Origin of the sequence: Bacteroides sp. (assembly GCF_052357945.1) — a bacterium.
Classification (GTDB): Bacteria; Bacteroidota; Bacteroidia; order Bacteroidales; family Bacteroidaceae; genus Bacteroides.
This window is the reverse complement of sequence record NZ_DAWCXD010000070.1, coordinates 1-25,372: the sequence shown is the minus strand read 5'-3', so window position 1 is coordinate 25,372 and position 25,372 is coordinate 1. Positions and strand designations below refer to the sequence as shown.

Annotated in this window: 15 protein-coding genes and 1 tRNA gene; 1 reads left to right on the top strand and 15 read right to left on the bottom strand. The window is 41.3% G+C overall.

Annotated features, from left to right (window positions below):
* Positions 1 to 541: 541 nt before the first annotated feature.
* Positions 542 to 2,626 carry a BT4734/BF3469 family protein gene (locus ACT8YW_RS13500; RefSeq protein WP_444105535.1) on the top strand — a complete coding sequence of 695 codons (2,085 nt, stop codon included), beginning with the start codon at positions 542 to 544 and terminating at the stop codon, positions 2,624 to 2,626.
* Positions 2,627 to 2,911: 285 nt separating this feature from the next.
* On the opposite strand, the gene ACT8YW_RS13495 is transcribed toward ACT8YW_RS13500, so the two are convergent.
* From ACT8YW_RS13495 to ACT8YW_RS13425, 15 genes are all read right to left on the bottom strand, one after another.
* Entirely contained in the window at positions 2,912 to 5,263 is a 2,352-nt protein-coding gene (locus ACT8YW_RS13495) for a glycoside hydrolase family 3 N-terminal domain-containing protein (RefSeq protein WP_444105533.1), read from the bottom strand.
* Between the two features lie 124 nt (positions 5,264 to 5,387).
* A complete protein-coding gene (locus ACT8YW_RS13490; RefSeq protein WP_444105531.1) occupies positions 5,388 to 6,602 on the bottom strand; it encodes a DUF1735 and LamG domain-containing protein in 1,215 nt (404 codons plus the stop codon).
* Between the two features lie 11 nt (positions 6,603 to 6,613).
* The gene (locus ACT8YW_RS13485; protein WP_444105529.1) at positions 6,614 to 7,627 is read right to left on the bottom strand and encodes a BT_3987 domain-containing protein; all 1,014 of its coding nucleotides are present in this window, start codon (positions 7,625 to 7,627) and stop codon (positions 6,614 to 6,616) included.
* Positions 7,628 to 7,651: 24 nt separating this feature from the next.
* Positions 7,652 to 8,665 (bottom strand): glycoside hydrolase family 18, encoded by a 1,014-nt coding sequence (locus tag ACT8YW_RS13480; RefSeq protein ID WP_444105527.1) that lies wholly within the window; start codon positions 8,663 to 8,665, stop codon positions 7,652 to 7,654.
* Positions 8,666 to 8,707: 42 nt separating this feature from the next.
* Positions 8,708 to 10,309: a SusD/RagB family nutrient-binding outer membrane lipoprotein gene (locus ACT8YW_RS13475; protein ID WP_444105525.1), complete on the bottom strand. Its 1,602-nt coding sequence runs from the start codon at positions 10,307 to 10,309 to the stop codon at positions 8,708 to 8,710.
* A 12-nt stretch (positions 10,310 to 10,321) separates the two neighbouring features.
* On the bottom strand, positions 10,322 to 13,684 hold the full coding sequence (locus tag ACT8YW_RS13470) for a SusC/RagA family TonB-linked outer membrane protein (protein ID WP_444105523.1): 3,363 nt from the start codon (positions 13,682 to 13,684) through the stop codon (positions 10,322 to 10,324).
* A 179-nt stretch (positions 13,685 to 13,863) separates the two neighbouring features.
* Positions 13,864 to 14,835: a FecR family protein gene (locus ACT8YW_RS13465; protein WP_444105521.1), complete on the bottom strand. Its 972-nt coding sequence runs from the start codon at positions 14,833 to 14,835 to the stop codon at positions 13,864 to 13,866.
* A 149-nt stretch (positions 14,836 to 14,984) separates the two neighbouring features.
* Positions 14,985 to 15,578, bottom strand: a complete 594-nt coding sequence (locus tag ACT8YW_RS13460; RefSeq protein WP_444105519.1) for an RNA polymerase sigma-70 factor — start codon at positions 15,576 to 15,578, stop codon at positions 14,985 to 14,987.
* A 295-nt stretch (positions 15,579 to 15,873) separates the two neighbouring features.
* Positions 15,874 to 17,016, bottom strand: coding sequence for a DUF1735 and LamG domain-containing protein (locus ACT8YW_RS13455; protein WP_444105517.1), 1,143 nt, complete (start codon positions 17,014 to 17,016; stop codon positions 15,874 to 15,876).
* A gap of 32 nt (positions 17,017 to 17,048) precedes the next feature.
* Positions 17,049 to 18,170, bottom strand: a complete 1,122-nt coding sequence (locus ACT8YW_RS13450) for a glycoside hydrolase family 18 (RefSeq protein ID WP_049701768.1) — start codon at positions 18,168 to 18,170, stop codon at positions 17,049 to 17,051.
* A gap of 33 nt (positions 18,171 to 18,203) precedes the next feature.
* Entirely contained in the window at positions 18,204 to 19,844 is a 1,641-nt protein-coding gene (locus tag ACT8YW_RS13445) for a SusD/RagB family nutrient-binding outer membrane lipoprotein (RefSeq protein WP_049701767.1), read from the bottom strand.
* Between the two features lie 15 nt (positions 19,845 to 19,859).
* Positions 19,860 to 23,183 (bottom strand): TonB-dependent receptor, encoded by a 3,324-nt coding sequence (locus tag ACT8YW_RS13440; protein ID WP_444105515.1) that lies wholly within the window; start codon positions 23,181 to 23,183, stop codon positions 19,860 to 19,862.
* Between the two features lie 161 nt (positions 23,184 to 23,344).
* Positions 23,345 to 24,331, bottom strand: coding sequence for a FecR family protein (locus ACT8YW_RS13435; RefSeq protein WP_004314637.1), 987 nt, complete (start codon positions 24,329 to 24,331; stop codon positions 23,345 to 23,347).
* Positions 24,332 to 24,388: 57 nt separating this feature from the next.
* A complete protein-coding gene (locus ACT8YW_RS13430) occupies positions 24,389 to 24,943 on the bottom strand; it encodes an RNA polymerase sigma-70 factor (RefSeq protein WP_004310495.1) in 555 nt (184 codons plus the stop codon).
* Between the two features lie 277 nt (positions 24,944 to 25,220).
* Positions 25,221 to 25,304: transfer RNA gene (locus ACT8YW_RS13425), tRNA-Leu, on the bottom strand.
* Positions 25,305 to 25,372 lie beyond the last annotated feature (68 nt).

Sequence of the window (25,372 nt, the reverse complement as noted above, 5' to 3'; positions counted from 1 at the left end):
ACAATAAGCTATGACAATAGGCTGACAATAAAAAGATCGTACTTTTATTGTCAGCTTGTTATTTAATAAAAGATTTCATCCTAATCCCCTAATTCCTGTATATTTAAAAATCAGCTCGCTATAAAGCAAATGTCCCCCCTATTAAATGAAGACTATGCATCCGGTATCTTTTACTTAATCAATAAGTATTGTTCGGCTAAAGCTACGGTATCTTTACCTTCCCACGGCCGTGGTGACTTCTTTCCACAGCCGTGACGAATTCCTACCACGGCCGTGGGAAGATCTCGTCACGGCCGTGGCGAACTACCAATACCGGTAAGTTAACGTACGAATAACGGTGTCTTTATGCAACAATACACAGTGGCGAGCATATCTTTACTTACTTGTTAATGTTTCAAGTCCGCCTTCTTGAATAGAGTATAACAAGAAAGCACATTCTTTATCGCGATAAAGCGCAAATAGTTTGTTTTACAAGTACCTTATCCGTACCTTTGAAACCAATAACAAACACTTACTCTCATTAAATATCAAGAGAAGAAAAATGAAGATTACACAAATCAGGGAAAACGGAGATACGGAGGCACTAAGCGTGACAGACATCGACCTGCTGATAGAAAAAATGAAAAAAGAAACCAAGCTCCGTCCGGTAACCGGATTACGTCAGGCCCTGCATTTTGTTCTACCCGACGAGCCTTGTTCCCTCGCCAACAAACTACCACGAGTGATTCCCGCAGCAGCCTTCGGGCGAGTGAACGGAGTGAAGCGAATGAAAACCTACAATGGCATTGTAGAACTGACCATTGGTCCGCTAGCCGGAAAGATAGAAGTGGAAATCGTGAAGCAAAAGGCAGCCGAACTTCCCCAAACAATGCTGGCTTTTATGGGAGCAAGTGGTAAAAGCGTCAAGATATGGACTTGCTTCACCCGTCCGGACGGCACTTTACCGCAAACTACGGAAGAAGCCGAAGTGTTTCAGGCACATGCTTACCGGCTTGCCATTAAATGTTATCAGCCTCAACTTCCCTTCAACATTCTATTAAAAGAGCCGAAACTGGAACAATTCTCACGTCTTAGTTATGATCCGAACTTGATTTACCGTCCCACTCCTGTACCTTTCTATCTTTCACAACCCATCGGTATGCCCGGCGAGATGACTTATCATGAGAAATCGAGCACTGAAGCATCTCCACTGAATCGAGCACTGCCGGGGTATGACACGGAAGATACAGTAGCATTGCTTTATGAAGCAGCATTGCGGAAAACATTCGAAGAAATGGAAACAGACTGGCATCGGAACGATCATGATTTGCAAACGTTAGTAGTCCCGCTTGCCGAAAATTGTTACTACTCCGGCATCCCGGAAGAGGAGGTAACCCGACGGACCATCATGCGTTATTACAAAAGAAAAAATCCGATGCTGATACGCGAAATGATAAGAAACGTATACAAGGAATGTAAGGGAGTGCCCAAAAGCAACTGCCTGACTAAAGAGCAACGCCTTAGCCTGCAGATGGACGAATTTATGAATCGCCGTTATGAGTTCCGTTATAATACGCAGATCGGGGAAGTGGAATACCGGGAGCGTTTCTCGTTTCAGTTTTATTTTCATTCCATCGACAAACGGGCACAAAACAGTATCATGCTTGATGCCCAATCCGAAGGTATTGGCGTATGGGACAGGGACATAGACCGATACTTACATTCCAACCGTGTGCCGATCTACAATCCGTTGGAAGAGTTCCTGTTTCATCTGCCTCATTGGGACGGCAAAGACCGTATTCATGCTTTGGCAAACAGGGTCCCTTGCAAAAATCCGCATTGGGAATTGCTTTTCCACCGTTGGTTCCTGAATATGGTTTCACATTGGAGAGGAGTAGATAAAATGCACGCGAACAATACGTCGCCCATATTAGTGGGCCGACAGGGAACTCATAAATCAACTTTCTGCCGTGAAATGATTCCGCCTGCGCTTCGCGCTTACTATACAGACAGCATTGATTTCAGCCATAAACGAGATGCAGAACTGTATCTGAATCGGTTTGCGCTCATCAATATCGATGAGTTTGACCAGATAACGCTGCCACAACAAGGATTTCTGAAACATATTCTTCAAAAGCCTGTGGTCAATCTACGGAAACCGCACGGTCGCTCGGTACTTGAATTGCAACGGTATGCTTCATTTATCGGTACAAGCAATCAGAAGGATTTGCTGACTGATCCTTCGGGAAGCCGCCGTTTCATTTGTATTGAAGTGACGGGAAACATCGACACTACACAGCCGATAGATTATGAACAGCTTTATGCACAAGCCATGCACGAAATTTATCATGGCGAACGCTACTGGTTTGACAGTGAGGATGAGCAGATTATGACTGAAAACAACCGTGAGTTTGAGCAGACACCGGCTATGTTGCAATTGTTTTACCAGTATTTCAAGACTGCGCAAACGAAAGAGGAAGGGGAATTTCTTACTCCGGTCGAAATATTGAATTATCTGAAGAAGAAAAGCGGTATGTCATTGTCTGATAACAAAGTATATCACTTCGGGAGATTGCTGCAAAAATGCGGTATTCCTTCGAAGCATACTTATAAAGGTACTGTTTATCAGGTTATAAAGCTACCATAAGAGATAAAAGTAAGGCTGACAATAAAAGTCTGGATATTTTATTGTCAGCCTATTATCAATGATTATTGTCAGGTGATAGAACGTTGATATTCATCTACTTGAATATAATCCTGACAGTATGACAATAAAATAGGTACAAATCATTATGAGATCTAAATTTGATATTTTGGTTTCATAGATGAATAGAGGTAATCTTATTTAATTTCATCCGATTACCTTCTTTTTAAACTATCTGGTTTTTCCGGATAGTTGTATCCTTATCTACTCCTCCTTGCGAAGTATCTCCTATTTTATCTCCACTTTCGTCTGTAATCTTATGTCATCGGAAGCAGCACCAATCATTATCTGAAAAGTTCCCGGCTCCACAATCCTCTTTAAATTCCGACCGACAAGCGAGAAATCCTCTTCGGATAAAATAAACTTCACTTCCCGTTCTTCACCACGCTTCAAATAGAAACGTGCGAAATGTTTCAATTGCTTCAACGGTTGCACTACTGAAGCATATTCATCTCTCAAATAAAGTTGAGCTACTTCTTCACCGTCGTACTTTCCTGTGTTCCGAACTTTGAATGAAACTTCGAAAGAGCGTGGCGCCACGGCTGACAGATGTAAATCCGAGTAATCAAAAGAAGTATAACTCAAACCATATCCGAAAGGATAAAGCGGAGAAGCAGACATTTCTACATAATCATGGCTTTGAGGAGCTTTCTTATTATAATAGAGTGGAATCTGTCCGACGGAACGGGGCACAGAGAATGGCAATCGTCCTGCCGGATTAAAATCACCGAATAAAACATCGGCAATCGCAATTCCTCCTTCTTGTCCCGGGTAGTAAGCGGTTAATACTGCATCTGCATTTTCTGATGCCCAGTTTTTATCCAAGGGACGGCCTTCAATATAAACGACTATCAATGGCTTTCCGGTAGCTTTCAAGGCTTTGAGCAGTTCCTGTTGCTTTCCTAACAAAGAGAGTGTTGCGCGGTCGAACCCTTCGCCACATTCCATATCGCTGATCGTCTTTTCATTGGCAATGGCCGCACCCGTTTCTTTATAACTGGTCTTGAAATCACGGGCACTGGAACCTCCCACTACGACAATAATGACTTCGGAACGCTGGGCGGCTGCAACGGCCTGTTCAATATCAGTTGTCACAGTATCACGAATGGAGCAGCCTTTCACATATTCCACTTGCGACGAAGAAAGTTTGGTCCTGATTCCATCCAAGACAGTCTTTATATTTTCTTCTTCCTGCGGAGCGGTATAATCCCCCAACATATTATAGCGATTATCTGCATTAGGTCCGATTAATGCTACTTCCCTATTTTTGTTCAACGGAAGCAAAGAGTGCTCATTCTTCAACAACGTGATTGAAGCTTGTGCTACCCGGCGTGCCAAAGTTACAGATTCTTCACTGCACACTTCTTTCTTTGCTTTTTCAGGATCTACATAAGGATTTTCAAACAGCCCCATCTCAAATTTCAACCGTAGAACACGGGCGACAGAAGCGTCAAGTGCTGTTTTACTGATACGACCTGTGTTTACAGCATTCATCAGATTCATATATGCATCGCCTCCCAAATCCACATCTACTCCGGCTGATAATGCAAGAACTGCTGCTTCTTCCATAGTAGGCGCAACAAAATGGCTTTGATGAATACCTTCTATGCTGTATAAATCAGAAACGACGATTCCTCTGAATTTCCATTCATTCCGAAGAAGTTCGGTCAACAGAGAGTGATTGGCTGTGCAGGGAACACCATCCATCGAATTATAAGAAGTCATTACTGATAATGCTCCGGCATTGATAGCTTGCCTAAACGGTGGCAGGAAGTTTTCGTGCAGCTCACGTATACCGGCAAAAGAGGGATTTCCGTTCTGTCCGCTTTCCGAAATACCGTAGGCGAGAAAGTGTTTGAGGGTAGCTAATGTACTGTATGGATATGACAAATCACCGCCTCCTAATCCTTCCACCATCGCTTTTCCTATTTCACCCGTCAATACCGGATCTTCACCAAAGGTTTCTTCTACACGAGACCAACGCGGGTCACGAGCCAAATCGAGCACAGGTCCATAGCTGATATGTCCACCCTGCAAACGTATCTCTTTGCCGATTGCTTCTCCTACTTCACGGATAAGTTGGGGCGACCAGGTAGCAGCCATTCCGATTCCAGTTGGAAAAACGGTTGCACCAATTGCCATGTGACCGTGCGGTGCTTCTTCGGCAAGGAATAAGGGAATTCCCAAACGGGTATTCTCTATTACATACCTTTGCAAGGCATTTCCGGCCTTTGCAGCCAAAGCGGGATTCAATCCGGTTGACAATGTTTTCTTTGTCCACGGGTCGGCGCGATAGGTTGCCCAAAGCATACCGACCTTTCTGTCTTTTATGAGTTGCTTGAATTTATCAGAAGGAAAAACATCGTTTCTTTTGATTTCATACATCTCCCACCCCAAAGGACAAAGAAGCTGACCGACTTTTTCTTCTAACGTCATACGGGATAGTAAGTCGGCTACTCTTGTTTCTACCGGTAAAGTCGGATTTTTATAGGCTACTGCCGGAAGTTGCTGTGCAAAGGAATAAGAAACTCCTGTCATCATAGCCGTAAACAGTAGTGATTTACAAATTCTATTTAGCATAACTATTTTTTATAAACTTAGCTATTTAAAAGAGAAGTCCGCCATCCCCTCGTAATACCTTGCAGCAAAACCGATTCGACAGCAGACTTCATCGTACAAAAGAATAACCTCTATTTTACCTCTTTTAGAACGGACATTTCTGGTTGTCTACATAGGTGATAGTTCCACCGGGCACAGCATTGTGACCATGACCAGTCATATCAAGCACCGTACCATCATCCTGCGTTTCACCGTCAAAACGCCAGTAGGCTATGAGCCCTTCACTAGTTGGGTCTACATAACAAACACCATCTTCAATCTGTGCGGATGTACGCGCTACGTTCCACACACGACATTCACTGATGTAACCATCAAAGAAACGTGCGTTACCTGCAGAACGACCGATGGAGAAAGTGTCTTCCCATGTATGACCGTCATAAGCCATACTCAAGTTAATGGTTCCGCCATTCTTAGTTTCTACGAAGTGAATCTGCTCACCATCCAAATAAAGACGTAAATACTGACCGTCGTATACGGCAGCAAAGTGCAACCAATGCCCTGTAGGAAACTCTTTCTCTACCCACGATTCATAATGGTCTTTCTTGTCGGGATGTGAAGCCGAACCGATAGAGCCTTTCACGAACTGCAATTTATTCACAGGATTACCGGCACCATCACCAAAACGGAAGAGGAAATTTTCTTCGCATCCGCACAACGAACTGATGCCATTAGCACTTCTTTCAGAACCGACAGGGAAGGATACTGGAAGTACCTTCATTTCTAATGTCATCTGTCCGAGTGCTTTCACCGGACTTTTTTCCTGATCACCGAACGAAGGAATATTAAAATATCCCCGACGTGCCAGATAAGCAGCCTTGATATTGATAACCTTAGTCAACATAACATAAGCGGTACGGGAAGTTTCCATCACTTTCAGATCGCTATTTGACACAGAGGTAATAGATACAGGAAGGCAGTAGGATACCCCCTCCTGTAATTTTTCGGAATCAGCAGTTATCTTGATTTGCGTAGACTGGTTCTGCCCTGCTGGAATCACCACTTCACCACCTTCAAAACTATAACTACCTTCGGGAGGCATTTGGCAGTTACGACCGGTAGAGGCATTAAAAGACTCAAGTAGCTGAGGAGCCACCTGCACACCAACTTTCACATCAGTGTCCGTCTTATCGGTTGAAGTCACGGTCAAACCTAATGTAGACTGCCCCTCAACGAGAAATTTCACATTTGAAGAAGTCAACGTGCCAGTCATATAGACAGCATCGCTGTAATCAGGTTCAGTCTTGCAACCTGACACACAAAGCAACAAAGCAAATAAAGATAAGAGCGTATATTTCTTCATAACTTCAATTATTATTTAGCATAAACATTAAATACACCACATTCCAAAGATGCACCATACCAACCACCGGCATTCGGAACAGTTATCCGAATATATCGGGCAGTCAACGGAGCATAGAAAACACAATCTTCGGCATTACGTTCAATTTCTCCTTGTGTTTTCCAATCCGTACCATTATCACTTGTGCTGACAGTCATACCGGCACTGAACGCACCGACCTCTTTTTCAGTCCAGGTTTCATAATCATATCCGGAACTTGTCATTTTGATACTATCAAAAGAATATGCTTTCCCCATATCAATATCCAGCAAAAGCTCACCCGACCGATTAGAGATAGAACAATAAGTTTCATAATTTCCATCAAAAATGGCTTCAATCGGTTCATACCAAGACTGAACAGTTCCATTGGTGGTAGCGGTCCATCCTGTTTGGTCTGCCACTAATGTACCAGTACCTGTATATTGGGTAGCTTCATGATTCATATTATCCTCGGTCACAGTAATAGTCAAGAAAGAAGGCGCCAGCATATTAGTGCTCAACTGCGAATTACCACCTTCTGCCGAAGCAAGACGCAAAGGAACAATATATCCTTTTTCACTCTTAAGAGTAGAGAGAACATTCACGTCATCAGTCAATTTTAGATGTACAGCGTCTGCCACTACCATTTCTCCTGCAGGAATAGTCATTTCTTTATTCTCCAGTACAATAGCCTCAACAGGCAAGGCTTCAAACTCGGTGTCATGTTCTTCATTATAAGCATCAATCAAGGAGTTATCAACCGCTACCGTTACTCTAATGTCACCACTCGCTTTCTTTGAGCATTTTGCTTCCCATGTGAAATCTACATTACTGACTGTACTGATGGGAGTCTGTACTATCTTATACTCCTTGGAATTATCCAAAACGTACACTCTATTATACGGATCTCCATAGACATCGTAAGTCTCATCATCGCCACAGGCAGTAAAAACAAGCACACAGATGGCGAACATACTTATATAAAACAGATTCTTTCTATTTTTCATAGTCATCTTTCATTAAAAAGTTAATTAATGGACTGCCGGATTCTGTATTTGGATACATTGACGGAACCGATAGTAAGGCTCAGGATTGTATTCGTGTACATTATAGTCACGATGGATAAAAAATGCTCCAAAACCTCCTTTGCGTTTGCCATTCGCCGGTTTATAACGTGCCTGATTGTACATGGACTGCATATCACCCTGCCAGCCGTCACCCATATTACAGCAGTATACCACCTTTTCATCAGGCCATCCACCAGCGCCAGTTCCACCACTATACGCCTGAAGGAAACAATAATTACTATATGGAACAAGACTTGTCATACTAGTAGATGTCTGGTCGATATTCAACATTTTGTCACAAATGCCTTCCTGCGAGGCTATCTCTTTACCATAACGCTCTTCAATGAGTTGTAGACGCTCTTCTCTAGTGATATCCGGATTCGGTCCCATATATTTAGCCATATGCTTGTAGAAGTACTCAAAATTTGAATCACTCAAAAAGTCACCTTCCGGTTCATAGTCGGCATCGAAGCCGTCAAGGTCATTCAGGAACACCTGGTCAAGGAAATATTCAGCATACATTTCAAAGGAACGATTAAGTGCAGCGGTTCGTTCATCACCCTCCGGCATTGCCTTTGCTTCATTGTAAGCCTTCTTAAAATCGTGTTCGTCAGTTTCCGCATCAATACGTGTAATTGCCACGCAGAGCATTTTGGTGCCTTTCACTTTCTGCACAAAACGAATTTCGTCCCATATCTCAGTATTTTCCTTTGCAGGAATACCACCCCACATAGAACAAATATCGAGACTGTCGGGCAATCCCATAAATCGAACAGCCGCTGAGTTTTGAGCTCCATACTGCGCAAACCATCCAAAAGCTATTTCATGGTCGCTTGCTTTGTAATCGCGCAGGTTTTGGTAGTACTGGTCGTCGTAAGTCAACGGTCGCTGAATGGTCAACGATTCGATGTCCGTGTTACACGCAGCCATCAAGCTGCCTGTGGCTAGCGCGACCAATAAGTATTTCATTGTTTTCATATTCTAATTACTTAGTTAGATTGTTCTACATTATATATCTGATTACCTTTTTACATCCCACCAAAGACGTGTACCGGCAATGTCCGTACCCTTCAATAGGGAGACAGCAGCTTGCGTATTCTCGCCATTGTCTGAATACTCTGTTGTCGGAAACTTCAGACGGCTAATAAGTTCTCCTTCAGGCACTTCACCACCGGAACGATTCGAATTGATAGTAACAATTCCCGGATAACCTGTACGACGCATCTCACTCCATGCCTCCTGCCCGTCAGGAAAAAGAGCAATCCATTTCTGAACCATAATACGCTCCAGTTTCTTGCTTTCAGCAGCATTATCGTTCCACTTCACAGTCAAGTTTGAAACCATACTGCTTACATCAGTACTACGTCCGGTTGTCGGATCTACAAAAGACGTAGCCGGTACATTAGTATCATCCGCGAGGTAAGTATCTGCCCCCGTAGCACCTTTGGAAGAGAAAGAAATTCTCACACCTTCTTCATAATACTCCTGCACGGTCTTGTCCCCCAAGTTCAAACGCAATTTAGCTTCTGCCAGTAAAAAATAAGTTTCAGCGGCGCCCATCCACTCTATATTATCGTTTTGTTCCACATTCATACTGGAAGCAGCCTCCGACAATGTTCCTTGATTACGGCTAGTTTGTCCATTCCGGACTCCATGATATGCTCCATCTTTCACCGCAGCCTTAAAGTAACATGCCAAACGCGGATCTTGCAAACCTTTCAAATAACAATCCATAGTAGCACTCATGCGAAAATCATTAAAACTTTCAAATGCTTCCCACCACTCATTGATGAAAGTAAACGAGGCAGACTGTTTTAAAACCGCATTATCATCAACAGACGTCATCAGTCCTATACTGTGACCAATTGCAGCCTCTATTTCTGTCCGGGCTTTTGTCTCATCCACATAAGAAATACGCATTGCCAAACGGAGACGGAGTGTATTGGCAAACTTTATCCACTTCTCTACTCTACCATTATAAATATAGTCATAACGTTCCATATAAGGTTCGGACGTTCGGCTGTTATAACCAGTAAGCACATCAATGGCATCTGCCAATTCTTCAAAGAAGCGATAATACACATCCTTCTGGCTGTCATAAGCCACATGAATACCTGTACCAAACTTAGAATAAGGAATGGGACCATACTTATCCGTAATACGACTCATACCAAACACCTTGACAATAGTAGCCAAAGCACGTGCAGGTGAAACCTCATCGGTATTCTCTACGATGCTTTGCCACGGCTGCATCACTTCGGTATAAGCATTATTGAACGGTGAATTATACCATTGGCGATAAAGTTTATAACAGTCGTTATCTTCTGTTCCGGCATAATCCCACGTCTTGACAGGAGCAAAGTAGCTGGCAAATATGTCACCGGTCAGTATCTGAGTTTCCTCAAACAAACCGCCTTTGTCCTTACCTACCACAAAAATGCCCCTCTCCATCTGTGTAAAGTAAGCTCCCGTTTTAAGGTTATCGCGTTCCATCTGCTCCGGAGTTACCTCATTCGGATTAATATTCCAACTTTCAAAATGGCTGGTGCAGGCTGTAAGCAGCAAGCCTCCGGCAAGCAACACACCATTGACAACTTTTATATATTTTGATATCTGTTTCATCTTGTCGATTCTTTAGAGGTTAAGTTTAACAGAGAAGCCTAAATTACGCAGGCTCGGCAACATAAAATAGTCCATACCGCTGAAGTGTGTACCTGTACTTGCCGTCAGTTCAGGATCATAAGGGGCCTTACAATAGAACATGAACAAGTTGCGTCCGGTGAAGGCGACGTTCATGCTCTGAATCCAAGGAATTATCTTTTGAACGGGAACATCATAGCCGAGAGACAATTCTGCAAGACGTACATTTGTAGCACTGTAGACATACATCGAGCCTACACCACTTCCCACAGTACTGTAATATTTCTGCACGGCTGGCACTTCGTGACCGTCAATCAATACATATCCTAAATCGCGCGCCGTAGCCGTAGCTTTGGAAACACCGTAAGCATCCATCAATGCTTGGGTCTGCGAAACAACAACACCACCGATACGAGCATTAATCAAACAGCTCAATGTCAGCCCTTTCCAAGAGAAGGAGTTACGCCATCCCATCATGTATTTAGCTTGAGAATTACCAGCATAAATCCAACCATCCTTACGTTCACCGGCTTTGTCGTCGATAGCCACTGTATTATTGACATAATCCACGTCAATATATCCGTGATGGTCTGTGCGAAGAGCAGTCACATACAAGTCACCGATAGAACCACCCTCAAAAAGACGTGACTTCACGATTTCAAGCCCCCCAAGATCCATCATGTCCTGGCTAACAACTTCTCCGCCTGACAGAGTGGTCGGCTTCAACAACTTTTTAATTTTGTTGCGATTGAGAGTGTAAGTGAACGTAGAGTTCCATTTCACCGGTCCGAGAGGCTGATTCAATGTCAGACTGACTTCAATACCTTTGTTATCCACTTGTCCACCATTGATATAAATGGAAGAATAACCGGAAGATGAAGGGAGTGAAGGATTGAACAATTGGTTGTAGGTCGATGTCTTATATAAAGATACGTTCAACTCCAATTTATCGTTCCAAAAATGAGACTGCAAACCGACTTCCCACGCCTTGGTACGTTCCGGCTTAATATCTGTGTTAGGATACGTAGTAGCTGTCGTGGGAGAAGCCGACTCATACGGATAGGTCTGATAAGCAATATAACGTGTAGGAGCATTTCCTACCTCACTATACGAGCCACGCACTTTCAAGAAAGTAAACACATCGTTCTTGATAGGCAACAGTTCAGTCAGAATTGCGGAAAGACCTACCGATGGATAAGCGACTGACTTCGCATCGGTCCATGCCAAAGCAGAAGACCAGTCGACACGCCCAGTTACATCCAAATAAAGTTTGCTTTTCCATCCTAACTGTGCGGTAGCAAAAATAGACTGCGTCTGGTCATGATAACCATCTTGCTGAAACTTCACGGTAGACTGCATCAAATTAAGCGTTGTAAAGCTATTGGCTACCGAGTTCAAACTACCACCGACATCGAAATACTGGTAGTTGACATCTTGAATGCTGGTTCCCAGCGTAGCTGTTAATGAGAAATCACCAAAATATTTATCTATATTCAACATCACATCACCATAAAGCTGACGGGTAGAGGCATCGCCTTTGTAATAACCACCAAAGTCCTGGCAAAAGATATTATCGGTAGATGCCGAATATTTCTTTTCAAACAGAGCCGAGGTATAATCCATTTTAGCACGTGCACCTAATGTTATACCTTTAGTGATTTCAAAGTTCAAGCCCCCGCTTATAAGAAAACGATTCTTATGATTGACAAAATTGTCGCGGTTGACAATCCAATAGGGATTCTGCAAAGCAATCCCTTGATTACCCCACGGCCAATATTGTGTCTTGAAGTTACGAGTCTCATTATACATTTCGAACTGTTGAAGCATATCCAGGCTGTAGCTCGGTGACATCAGATAGACCGGCACTATCGGATTAAAGTACTGACCCTGTGATACCATATTCTGTTCACGTACGTTCATATAGCTAGCACTCAAGTCAAGGCGTAAACGATCATTGAGCATACTAGTTGTATTCCGGATCGTGAAATTGTAACGATCCAACGTGTTATTCGGAACAATGCCCGCTGCATTGGTAGCAGCCATAGAAAGGAATGTCTGGTTCTTCTCATTACCATTACTGATAGTCAACGAGTTAGTTTCATTCCATCCTGTCTGATAGAAATCTAACGGATCGTAATTACTGGGTTGTCCCATTTTCTGCCCCCAACTTTTCAGTTCACCTGTCGTTGCACCATAAGTATTTTGAAACTCCGGAGTTACAAACGGATTGAAGAACGAGGTGTTGTTAGCATAACTGACACGGAGTTTATCTTTCGTACCTTTTTTCGTGGTAATCATAATAACCCCATTAGCAGCATCGCTTCCATAAAGTGCAGAAGCGGCAGCACCACTTAATACAGACATCGTTTCAATATCTTCGGGATTAATCATGGAAGCACCGTCACCGGACTGCCCCATACCAGTCATAAAGTCATCCGGCTGTGTCGTTTCTAATGAAGGCATCGGAATGCCGTCAATTACATACAATGCATTATTATTTCCGGAAAGAGATTTTGCACCACGCATCACCACCTTTGCTCCGCCACCTATACCAGATGAACTGGAATTGATAACCACACCGGCTATTTTACCGGACAAGCTGTTTACAAAGTTGGCATCTTTAACACCAACAATTTCACTGGCAGATACTTCCTGCACATTATAAGAAAGTGCTTTCGCTTCTTTTCTAATACCAAGGGCGGTGACCACTACTTCGTTCAACACTTGCGAATCATCTTCCAAAGTAACATTCAAGACCGAACCGACAACAGGCAGTTCTTTTTTCTGATAACCCACATATGAAAATAACAACACCGGATTGGCAGTCTGAACAGTCAACGTATAATTTCCATCAAGATCCGTCACTGTTCCGTTAGTAGTTCCTTTCTCCACAATGGAAACGCCAATTAGCGGTTCTCCATTTTTATCAACTACCGTACCTTTAACGTTTTGTACCTTTTGCTGGGCAACTTCCGTTTCCTTAGCTGTCAGTACAATTTGATTATCCAGTATTTTATATTCAATATTGGTACCTTCAAAGACTTGCTTCAGTACTTGAAAAATATTTTTATCCGATACGGAAACCGTTATCCGGCGATTGAGATTCAGATTCTTGCTGTTAATAAAAAAGCCGAATCCAGATTCACGTTCAATCGTGTGCAGCACTTCTTCGATAGTACTGTTCTTCACGTTCAACGAAATAGAGTTTCTTTGTGCATATCCGTCAGACGCATAAGTCAGCCCAACAGAACAAACGAGCAGCATTAATAGTAATTTCATAGCCAATGATATTTCTTTTAAGGTTCGTCTAAGCGACTTTAATCCTCCAAGAAATTGGACGATACAATAATTTTGCATAGATTTGTAACGAGTTTAATTAGAAAATTGGTAGTTATACTTGTCTGCAAACAAGTAGTTCACAATTACTGAGGCTCATACGGGAAGATACGGCCAATATCGTCCCGTATTTTTGTCTTTAAGGATCTTTGTTTTTCATGGCAATAAGTTTTGTTTTTAAGGTTTTATATTTTCCAATACTAAATAAATATCTCTATTTTTATCTTTTCTTTACCGGCAGTTCCATTATTGTTCAGATAACGCCAACGTACTTTTGAAGAGACACTGATAAAATTGAGTATCTGTTCTAGATTCCGGTTGGTAAATGTACCGGAGAATGAGTCGTCATGAGGAACATTCTCCCGAACGACAAATTCAGCATTGTATCTATCCGCTAAGATATCCAGTGCATCCCGTAGAGAGGTCTGCCGGAAAATGATTTTGCCATCTTTCCATGAAAGCTCCCTTTCACCGGAAGTTGTATAGAGTTCAGTCTTTCCATCCTGAAAATAATAGACCAGCTTCTGTCCCGGAGCCATCACAATATACTGCGGTTGCTGACTAGCGTTGTTAAATTCAAAATTAACTTTTCCTTCAACTAATGTAGTAATTACCTCATCGGCTTCTTTGTATGCCTTTACATTGAACTTTGTGCCCAGAACTTTTATGGCAGACTGGTGAGCCGTAGAGACTATAAACTGTTTTTCCGGATCTTTCCGAACATCAAAATAGGCTTCTCCGTCAAGTTCCACCTTACGTGTACGGGAAGAAAAACGATTCGGGAAAGTTAATGTACTTTTCCCATTCACCCATACTGTAGTTCCGTCAGCAAGTGTCACCAATGTGCGTTGTCCGGCAGGAACGTAAACAGTCTGCATTTCTATATCCTCTTTTTGGAGAGCCTGTATCATTGCATAACTTAATCCGAAAGCTACAACAAATACTGCCGCAATCCGCAAGATTCGTTGTGTAACAGGATGCAATGAAATTGTCTTTTTTGTCTTCTTTGAGAATGCGTCTGTGTCTTGCCAGATGAATGCATCATAACTCTTACGAAGAGAAATGAATTCTTTAAGATTGGCTGCATCTGCATCAATCCATGTAACAACGTCTTCCTTTTCCTTTTGGGATGCCTTGCCTGCAATATATTTTAATAGTAATTCCTTATCCATACAATAAATAATTTATAAGTTATGAGAATAGGGGGATTATTTCCCCTTTCATTAAGAATACCACTCACTAAAGAGATTCCCTAGTAAGAAATGTGATTTTTTTGTTAGTGCTTAAAAAAATAGCAAACAAGGAGGCCTTTTCCTTCTTTTCAGATGAAAAAGAAAAGGAATGGAGCATAATCTTTTAGATTATCACGCAGCATTTTAACTGCTCTGCTGATATGATATTCTACTCCTTTTACACTAATGCCCAGTTCTTCGGCTATTTCTTTATGGGATTTTCCATCCAGACGATCGCGGATGAAAGCAGTACGAGTTTTTTCCGGCATACTCTCTAGTAATGCATGCACTTTTGCCCGTAATTCCTCTGATAATATTTCCTTCGGGTCACAGGCTTCCAATGTTGATATACGAATTTCCAATTCACGCTGTCCCTTATCAAGCAAAGTTTGAAAAACATTCTCCTGTGCTTGTATATGTTTCAGGTAATTGAGTGATTTGCTGCGAATATAAGTAATCAAAATCGCTTCAACACTTGGGATTTCCCGTTCTTTACTTAGTTCCCATAAATGGATAATGGCTTCTGATACAATATCTTCTGCTACTAAATCATTATGGACATAGGACAAGGTAAATAGGAAGGCTTTCCTATAATAAGCAGTATATATCGAGTTGAAGTTGATTTGAGCCATTCCAGTATATCCATAAGTATTAAACGCTGCAAAGAAATACATTTTACTCATAAAAAGGAAACTTTTTAGAGAAAATTTAAATTTGGCTAAAATACCTTTTTCTTATAAAGAAGAAAAGAAATGCCCTGATTATAATTTGCACGTCAGCATTAATCTTCCTTCTGAGGTACTGGAGAAAACATTTAGATGGAAAAGATATAAACAGGATAAATAGTAACTTCTTCATAAAACAAACATAAATAAAAGAAACCTGCTTACCCAAAGAATATTATCTTTTCAGTAAGCAGGCTTTCACTCATATTCAAAAATGCAAAGAGCAAAATCTCTCACAAATTTGTGTGTTCCATTAATTGATAGCTATCGGAGCATCCAACGTCTTAATAGTAATTCCATTTGTAGTACCGTTTATACGCCCTGTGGCATCTTTGATAACTCCACCTTCCTGAGTCTCCGATCCGTCTAGTTTATAATAAAGTGCCAAGCCTTCTGAAGCAGGGTCAACACCCAGCATATTCTGCTTAAGTTGATTTTCCGTACGGGCTACACTCCAAACACGGACTTCACTCATTTTACCATGGAATGGACGTTCACCCCATTTGAAACCATAGATTCTACCAATATAAAAACCCATATCCGAATTCGGATCAAAACCGTCAATATCCCAATCTGAACCAGCCCATTTCTCACCATTTACATAAATGCCTGTTTTTCCTGTCGGTTGATCATAAGTCAACGCTACATGATACCAACGATTTGTTAACAACGGTTTCGTTACATGGTAGTTCTGTCTTCCGGCCACTTCCAAATAATCTTTAGGAGTAATTCCTCCTCCCGCATCACCGATACGGAGGATCATCACACCTTCGGTTCCCATAATCGTATTATTATCGAGGAAATAATCCACATTAATCAATGCTTCGTAAGTGAATGACGAGAAGAAAGTACCGACAGGAAACTTCACAGAAATATAGTGATTACTGAAGTTACCAGCTTTGGTAATTTTCAACGGTTTGGAGAAAAAGAAATATGCAATGTTTGTTCCGGAAAGAGTCGACACCGAAGACGAATGCACCCGCATAGGCAAAACATACGAGTTCCCGGCTTTCAAAGCTTCTAACCCGGAAAGTTCGACTTCTACATTATCCGCATACAATTTTCCACTCGAAATAGAAGATGTCGTACTGCTTAGCTTTACCTGCGAAACATCAAGCATCTCATAATTTGTGCCATACTTTGCATTGTATTCGTCTACTACACTTGGTTCGGCTACACTATATGATACGTCTACCTGAGAGGAAGTTGCTGACGAGAGTCTTGAAACCAGATCAAATGTCATTACATCCATTTCATCTTCCACCGAGAAATTATATTCCTTGCTTTCGAAATAAACCTTAGGCTCCAGCAGGTCATTCATGCTGTCGTTGCAAGCGCCCAACAATAACGCCATACTACCTACCATCAAATAATAGAATATATGTTTATTCATCATCTTTTTACTGTTTTAGAATTTTATAAGTCCACTTATTCCTGCGGTTTATTTGCCGCTTCGTTTTGTTTCGCTTTCCATTCATTGAAAACCCGCTGATTGATTTGAATAGCCTGACGCATCCATTTATAATTTGGCGTATTGTCATAATCATTATCGAAGCGATAAGCTCCTACTCCACCTTTATAACCTTCTCGCGGCATAGCAGCAGCCTGCTTCAGCAATTGACCTCCATTAGTGGCATACTTTTCAAAGTTCTCTGTGCAGATTATTTTCTTAGGATCAACGCCATAACCATCAAAACCGGGATTGGAACTACCATAACTTTGTATAATCCAATAATCGACATACTCATCCAATTCATGGGTAAGCCCATAAATATTTCCATCAATACAGATCATTTTATGTCCTTTACCTTCCGGATCGCTTTTCGGACCAATGTAATTGTTCATCTCTTTAACCAAATGAATCAAATGCTTATTCTGACTCAATGTGCCATCCATATCAAACACACCACTACCGATTTCCCAGTCTACATCATAACCGTCCCATTCGTTTGCATACAAAGAATCGCACAGAGCTTTGGCAAACTTCGCCAGACATGCATAATGGTTTTCACTTTCAAACTGACCTTCAAATCCCCAATATTTCCAACGGGCTTGTTTCTTCGCCGTTTCCAATTGAGCCGCTGACCAACCTTCTTCCTCCGCTTGTTTTTCCACTTCGAGGTATACCGAATTTGGTGTCGCACCCTTACCAAGATAAGAAAGCAGACTTACCTGCAACAGTTTCGTTCCTTTCACCTTTTGCACAAACTCTTTATCTGCCTTCTGCTCCGGAGTGATTTCATAACGTCCTGGAGCGCCACTCCACATTGAAACAAAATCCATACTATCGGGCATAGCAGAGAGATATCCTCTTCGATAAGCTCCAGCAGGCGCCCAATTGGAATACCATCCGAAAGCTACGGGACGATTGTAATTCCAAGCAGTCGCCTTATAGGCGCGCAGATTGGCATAATATGCCTCACTCTCCGCATTGTTCATTGTGGCATACCCGCCTATATGGTCTATCTCAATATTCTCCACATCCATGCAAGAAGTTACCATCATGCCTGTCAATGGAATAATATATAACAATTTTCTTAATGATTTCATATTCTTCATCTGTATTAAAATGATACATGTAGGTTATCTCTTACAATCCCACCACAAACGGGTAGAAGACTTATCTTCGCCACCTGCACCGTTATTGAACAACTTCAAGGCTGCTTCATAAATAGCCTTTCCCTCGTTAGTCTGAGAAAAACTAGTGGGATAAATCATACGGCGAATACCGCCCTCAAGAGTTGCGCCTTGCACTGCTCCTTTCAAAGTCTTAATGACATTCAACTTCGGATAACCGGTTCTTCTCCATTCCGTCCACGCTTCCTGTCCGTTAGGAAACAAAGCAATCCACTTCTGAATCATAATTTTTTCCAACTTCTGCTCTGTTGTTCCTTCAAACTTGGCAGTAGTCTCACACGGAGCAGAAAGTGTTTGCCCATACTGATAATGGGAAAAAACATATGCCCGAGGTGACAAATTGGAATTCATATAATCGTCTACAGGATCGGTCACACCATTCTCCTGAAAAGACATATCAATGCCCTGTTTATACCATGAATCCGCACTGCCGAAACCTTCCCACACTAAAGCTGCTTCCGCACGCAAAAAATAAACTTCCGATGCACGCAGCCAATATGTAGGAGTTCCACTTTGAATATTGGGCTTTGAGCAAGATTTGTAGATATCATTCTGCGCATTGGCATGCCCTGCCGGCACCGCTTGATATGTTTTTCCGTCGAAAGCCTCAACACCATAAGAGGCATTACCATCCATCGGCAAAAAATAAACACTCAAACGCGGGTCTTCATATCCCATCAGATAAGAAAAGATGGAAGAACCCATACGAGCTTCATTATAGTTGCCTGCCAGCCATTCAATATTGTTGCGGAAAGTCATACCCGCTCCTTGACTCATTTGAGCCGCATCATCCTTAGCCGTCATCACGCCGATAGAATGATTTACTGCTTGAGTAGCATACTTTTTCGCCAGTTCCGCATCAGCGAAGCGGACACGCATAGCCAAACGAAGCATCAGCGAATTGCCGTATTTCACCCATTTGGTAGCATCTCCGGCATATACCGCATCATAAGCGCCCATTACATTCACCCCATTCTCCGCCTTTTCTGTTAATTCTTCAATGGCTGCGGTCAATTCTTCAAACATCGCCGTATACACCTCTTTCTCCGAATCGAACGGAATGTTCATTGTAGCGTCCGCCGCATGAGAATAAGGCATCGGACCGAAACTTTCAAGTGTCTTGTGCCAAGCAGAAATCTTCAGAATTTGAGCCAAAGCAAAGACTTCGGGCGTACCATTTTTCTCGGACGCTATTTTCAATTTCTTCCAAGGATCAAGAGCATTGGTATAAGACTGTGTATAGGTCGCTTTTATCCAATTGTCCAACAAATAATAAGTAGTATTGTTACTACCTGCGTTCCAACCGTTACTGTTGTTCTCACCAAAAAATCCACTCCAATTATCGGCCGACAGATGATAAGCTATTTGATACTCATTGATAACATCTGTATCATCAGCCTGTGTGCCTACGGGAATCACTGTCCGTTGCATAGCTGTAATCAGCCCTCCGACTTCAAAACCATCCATCGCACCTTCTCCGTCGCTCATCTCAAATTGGTTGGTATTGATTTCTTCAAAATTGCATGAGGCAAATAGCGCCATTGCGCATATCACCGCTAATAGTTTAAAATGATTCATTTTTCTCATAATAAAGAAGGTGTATTATAATTTAAATTTAATACCGAAGCCAAAGCTACGAACACTCGGTTGCATAAAATAATCATTACCTTGTCCGTAAGTACTAGTGGAAGGAGTCAGTTCCGGATCGAACGGAGCTTCGCAATACAACATCCAAGGATTGTTGGCTATAAACGAAACTGTAACATCTTTCAACACGTTACCAAACCACTTATTAGGCATAGTATAGCTAAAGGTAAGTTCTTGCAAACGAATATTGGTGGCACTGTATACATAGTAACCGGAAGTTTCATAATTTCCCGTACCTGTCATCTGATAATAAGACTTCGCATCTACCAGACCTTGTCCCTTCAACAATACGCCTCCCGCTTCACGAGCCTCAGCCGAACGTTTGGACACACCGTAACGATCAAGCAATGCCTCTGTAGAAGAGGTCACCACACCACCAAAACGCCCGTTGATTTGGAATCCGAGTCCAAAGCCTTTGTATGTCAACATATTACTCCATCCCATATTAAAGTCAGGAGAAGTTTTTCCCAAATAAACAGGTTCCCCCTTTTCCATTCCAAAGGTTCCGTCGCTCTTTACCTCAACATATCCCAGGTGGTCTTTCTTCAAGAAGGTGTTGGCATAAATATCGTGGATACTTCCGCCTTCTTTCAAGATGACACGACCACCATCCTTCAAAACCTCCGGAATATTAATCGGTTCATCCATCAAATCCGTATGATAGTTTTCAACCATCTCCTTAATCTCGTTTATATTACGAGAGAATGTCAATGTTGAAGAGATTCCTAATCCGAACTTAAACTGATCGGAATAGCTTAATGAAGCCTCCCAACCACGATTTTCCACATTACCGGCCTGCAAATAAATCTGCTTGTATCCGGTAAATTCCGGAAGATCACCCAAGAAAGTCTGATTGTATGTATTAGAATGATAGTAGGTTACCTCCGCACTTAATTTATTCCACAACTTCAGACTTAATCCAAATTCGTATGACTTTGTACGTTCTGCCTTGAAATCAGTAAACGGATAGATACCGGTAGGATCTAATGCACCACCCACAATAGGGGTAGTTACCGTACCCGGAGTCAGTCCCGAACGGGATACAGGCGCACCGACTTCCGTATACGAACCACGAACTTTCAGGTAAGAGATAAATTCGGGCAATTTGACCATCTCGGAAATAATCCCGGACAGACCGATTGAGGGATAGAAGAAAGATTCTTCATCGGTATTCACCAAACGTGAATTCCAGTCATTACGTCCGGTCAGCGTCAAATAAAGCATACTCTTCCAACCAAGTTCCAAATTGGCAAAAACAGCATGATTACGTACACGACTATCACCACCCTTTTCTGAGATACGACCATTAGCCGGATCGATATTAGAAGCCGCAAATTTATTGGGCACTCCCAATAATGTCCCTTTGTATCCTCTCTCCAATGCCCAATAGTTAGAATAGTTCCAACCCGCATTGGCAGAAATACTGAAATCAGCTATATGTTTATTTACGTTCAACATAAAGTCGGCATATTCCTGACGGTCTTCATAGTTATTGTACCCATACAGTCCTTTCTTTCCTTCCGCAAATTTATCGTCGGATGAAGCGTAAATCTTGCGTTCAAACAATACATGTGTGTCATCCATTCTGAAACGGGCTGTCGCATTCAACCAATCGGTAATATTATAAGTCAACCCTACGTTGAACATATAACGACTCTTTTCATTCGTAGCTACATTGCGATAAGCAGTCCAGTAAGGGTTCTGTGAAGCATATACCGGATCTGCCACCGGCCAATACTGAACCGGAAGTTGGCGACTTTCATCGAAATGTTCGAATGACTTAATTCCATCAAAGTCTTCACCACGAGAGAACAAATAGGCGGCCATCACCGGATTCCAATATTGTCCTTGCGATACCATATTCTTGTCTTTCTGTTTCACATACGACGCACCTAAATCGAGTTGTAATTTATCATTAAGGAAAGTTGCCGTATTACGGATTGTGAAATTCAAACGTTCATATTCATTATTAGGCACAATACCTTTGGAATTGGTAGAAGAAACAGAAGCAAAAGTCTGATTCGATTTCGTCCCGGTGGTCAACGTAACCGAATTAATAAAGTTTGTTCCGGTATTAAAGAAATCCTTCTTAGGATCATAACTTGTAGGAGTCAACAGTTTCTCACCCCAGCTTTCATACATATCTTTTTTGTTACCATACGTATTTTGAAACTCAGGAGTCATATAAGCTTTGCTGAACTCTGAAGAAGAAGAGAACTGCACTGAAAGTTTTCCTTCTTTTCCTTTTTTAGTGGTAATCAAAATTACACCGTTAGCGGCACTACTACCATACAACGCAGCAGCCGAAGGACCACTCAAAACAGAAAGACTTTCAATATCTTCGGGATTGAAGTCGGCGATTCCTTCTGTTCCGGCCTTACCTTCACCCATAATACCACTGTCGGTATTTCCCATATTGGTATTGAACAAAGGAATACCGTCCACCACATACAAAGCATTGTTATCACCTTCAATAGATTTTGCACCACGCATTACAACACGTGTCGCACCACCAACTCCACTAGCACTTTTGTTAATACTCACTCCGGCTATCTTACCGTTCAGCGAGTTTACGAAGTTAGCATCTTTTACCGTAGTCAAAGCATCTCCCTTGACTTGTTGTACATTGTAAGACAACGCCTTTTCTGCACGTTTGATACCCAATGCCGTCACAACAACTTCATCGAGCACTTCTGTATCCTGCTTCATTACAACCGGATAGAAATCTTTCTTGGAAACAGGAATTATCTGTGCAGCATATCCGATATAAGATACTTTGAGAATAGATTTCTCTGCCGCCTTGATCGTAAAGTTACCATCGAAATCGGTAATCGTACCTGTAGAACTACCATCCACAGATATATTTACTCCAATCAACGGTTCACCGCTTTCATCAGTAACCTTTCCTTTGATATTTTTAAGGGTTTGTGCAACTACAGGCTTCTTTTCAGCTATTATGATGTAGTTACCTTGAATCTGGAATGAAAAGCCCGTCCCTTTTAAGATGGTATCAAGTGCGGTTTCGAGGGATGCGTTCCGCAAGTTTAACTGGGCTATTACTTTTCCTTTTAATTCGGAATCACTATAATTTATAGACTTTTTGGACTGTTTTTCCACAGTTTTTAAGGCATCAATGACAGTGATGTTCTTTTGCTGGATAGTTATTTTACTATCATTTTGAGCCAAAGCGAAAGTCTGTATAAGAATAAGACTTAAAAAAGTGAGAAAGACCCGCTTATGAGCTATTTTTTCTGCTATTTTTTCGTAGATTTGTAGCATCTTTAGTATTAGTTAATTGGTTATTATTCTAGGATCATTCAGAATAGCGTCAATATTACGCTAATATTAAAAGAGATTGATTTCATATCCGGGAGGAACGGCCATTCCTTCCGGGTATTTTTTTGCATTACGTATTAAATTTAAAAGGTTCTACAATATATTTATTCTTTACTAGTTACATAGCACTTATTTCCCTTGATAACATAGTTTACATTTCCTACAACTTGCGATATAATCTTCATAACTTCTTCCAGATTCGCCTGTTTGGAGAAGCGGAAACTATATGTATTCTTTTTCAAGCTATGAAGGCTATATACAAAAGCATAAGGAAATTTGCGTTCAAGACTTGTAAAAATATCCTCCAGATACATATTACTAAAAACCAATTCCCCACGTTGCCATGCCGTCACATCATCTATCTCAGGCATCCGCAGATTGTGTGCTTTCGTATGTTTGTCATATACCAACTGTTCATTAGGCTTTAAAATAATATTGGACAGCAAGTTATTGAATTCAACTTTCACACTACCTTCCAGCAAAGTAGCCATCAGCTCGCTATTTTCCGGATAAGCATTTACATTAAATTCAGTACCTAAAGCAGTAACTTGATAATCATTGGCCTTTACAATGAAAGGATGCTTCTTATCCGGTTTCACTTTAAAGTTAGCCTCACCAATCAAATATACACTTCTAGTCTCTCCTGTAAATTTTTCCGGATATAGTAGTATACTCTTCGAATTCAGCATGACATATGTACCATCCGGTAATGTAAGTTCACGAATTTCCGCTGTCGGTATATAGCATTCAACTAAATCTTTTTCCGGCCGTTCCTTTTCCAACATCAAATAAATAGAAACGGATGAGACTGCTAACAAGAAAATAGCTGCAGCTCTCCATATAAGCAACTGGTAATTTCTACGTGAAGTGATAGACTGCATTCCCAGATTCTGCCGCATTCGTTGTATTGATTGTTGCATGCCATCAGGCACTTTCTGCTCTCCTGCTTGTTTCCAAAGCTCACGAAGAGCCTCACTCTTTTCATCAACATGCTCCTCATCAGCCAACCACTGTTGCACTTTCTTCTGTGTTCCGGCTGAATAGCTATTATGGCCGAATAATTCTACGAGTTGTTGAATATAATTTTTCATGAATCTTTTTCTTTCTTTTTTGGGCTTTATATACTAAATACAACTACTACATACACACTACTTAAAAATATTGGAGAAAAAAATAAAAAAGAGAAGTACTTTCTTTAATTCTATCAATGCTAAATAAACCTGATGCTCTATTGTTCGGATAGAAACATCGAGTTTATCAGCTATTTCTTTATGACTTAATCCCCTGAAACGACTAAGTTCGAATATCAACCTCCGACGCTTCGGCATTTTCTCCAGAGTGAGCTGAATAATCATCAACATCTCCTTATAATACACGTTATTCAAGATCTCTTCCTTTTCTGTTAATTCATAAAGAAGAGTCTTCTCTATAACTTCCGACTGATATTCCTGTTCTACCTGTTGATGTTTAAAGATATTCAGAACTATATTTCTAGTCATTATAAAAATATAATTGTCTAGTTCTTTATCATTATCCAGCCACAACTCAGGCTGCAACCAGAGCTTACAAAAAACATCTTGAGCCACATCTTCTGCATCCGCTTCCGATTTTAACAGCATTTGAGCAAAGTTCTTTACCTTTGGAAAATTCACAGTGAAAAACCTCTGAAACTTTAATTCAATCTGCCTGTCATTATTCTCCATCTCTCTAGTATTTTTCAGCGTTAGCGGTTAAATCAAATATTACATATATTTAGGTCTAAGGAATGATTTTAATATAATATTATAAATCATAATCTAAAAGCAAAATAAAAGATTAATAACACAATAAAAAAATATTATAACTCTTTTTTGGTTTATTTCTTCCAAGCAGCTATCATATAGAGCTTTCCAGAAAATAAATAAAATGTATATTATACACCCATAAAAATAAAAAGGCTTCATGAATCATTGATTCATGAAGCCTTATAAAGAATACTCGTACTCGAAGCGGGACTTGAACCCGCACAGCCGCAATGGCCAAAGGATTTTAAGTCCTTCGTGTCTACCATTCCACCATTCGAGCATCCTTTCAAAGAAAGAGCGGAAAACGAGACTCGAACTCGCGACCCTAACCTTGGCAAGGTTATGCTC